2 protein-coding genes are annotated in these 1,256 nt (G+C 47.6%); both read left to right on the top strand.

Annotated features, from left to right (window positions below):
• Window positions 1-414 precede the first annotated feature (414 nt).
• Window positions 415-1,089 carry an HU family DNA-binding protein gene (locus DWV53_RS15270; RefSeq protein ID WP_118155463.1) on the top strand — a complete coding sequence of 225 codons (675 nt, stop codon included), beginning with the start codon at window positions 415-417 and terminating at the stop codon, window positions 1,087-1,089.
• A 96-nt stretch (window positions 1,090-1,185) separates the two neighbouring features.
• Window positions 1,186-1,256, top strand: a 71-nt coding sequence (locus DWV53_RS16430; protein ID WP_181992524.1) for a smalltalk protein, incomplete at its 3' end; no start/stop codon positions are given.

Raw genomic sequence — 1,256 nt, 5'->3', positions numbered from 1 at the left:
ACAACAGCGAAAAAAACTGAATACTGAATACTGAACACGTTTCCTGCAAATAGGTTATTACTTTGTAATATGCTGATTTATAAAGCAAAAACACAGCTTCTATACCGCGAAAACATAGAGAAGCGCCGCATGAAACATAGAGCTTGTTTTTTAAGCTAACTTTCAAATCGTAAGTTTGCTGAAAATCGCTCCTTATCACATGTCTAAATTTGGTAGATACCAGATTTATTCGTATCTTTGCACCAGCAATCGAAAGAAATGCCTTAGGTGCCTGAAGGCGGTCTTCTATTAAGACCAACACGGGTCATAAATGATGGCAGGCGCCGGTCATCAATGAAGACCCAGAAAACGGCAGGAACGGGGCGTTCTGGGGAGTTGCAAAAACAAAGGACTCTAAACATACTAAAAACGACTATGATTAATTACAGCATCGTAATGCGTAGCGTGAACGCAAATCTTCTGGAAATCAACCAGGCTAAGTCACGCATCAACCAGGCAAAGAAGGAGGGTAAGAATCCTGACCCAAAGGACCTGGAACTCGTGAAGACTGAGAAGCAGAATGCTTTCGCCATTTCACAGTACACCGACATCATGACCATCGAGAAGTTTGCCAAGCACATCACTTCGCATGGTAGTGTTTATTCAAGAGCCGACATCAGCGCCATCCTCTACATTGCCGTAGACTGTATGCGTGAGATGTTGCTTGAGGGTAAGAAAATCCGTCTGGGCGACCTCGGTGATTTCTCTCTCCTTCTCACTTCAAAGGGTGCCGAGGATGCCGACAAGTTCACCGCACAGAACATCACTGGCGTGAAGGTTCAGTGGGAGCCTGGTCAGGAGTTTAAGAACCTTCGCGATGACGCCGAGTTCAACCTCGTAGCCAGCCGCAGCGCTCAGGCAGCCGTTATCAAGGCGATCAAGGAGGGTAAGACCAACGTTGACCTCAACGCCCCAACTACTCCGGATAATACGCCAGGCGGTTCTACCCCAGGTGGTTCAAGCACCGGTCAGACCGGCAGCGAAGGCCAAGGCTCTGAATCAGGCGGCGGTACTACCGGCAAGGACGATACTGGCGACGGCCTTGAATAGCCCAAGGATAGACTGGCTAGGGTGCTAGCCCCTAGCCCAGCCTATTCGCCCCACAAAAAAGTAAACATGAAACACTAAACTTTAAACACTAAAAAGATGAAAGCGAACACTTGGAAAACAATTCTGCAGATAGCCATCAGCATTCTGACCGCTATCGCTACTACGCT

Source organism: Segatella copri (assembly GCF_003465495.1).
Classification (GTDB): domain Bacteria; phylum Bacteroidota; class Bacteroidia; order Bacteroidales; family Bacteroidaceae; genus Prevotella; species Prevotella copri_G.
Note: the sequence above shows the minus strand (reverse complement) of the source record. Positions and strands in the feature narration are given on the sequence as shown.

Excerpts from the sequence above, each read along its gene's own strand:
- DWV53_RS15270 (WP_118155463.1), top strand. The coding sequence starts at position 415 with ATGATTAATTACAGCATCGTAATGCGTAGCGTGAACGCAAATCTTCTG.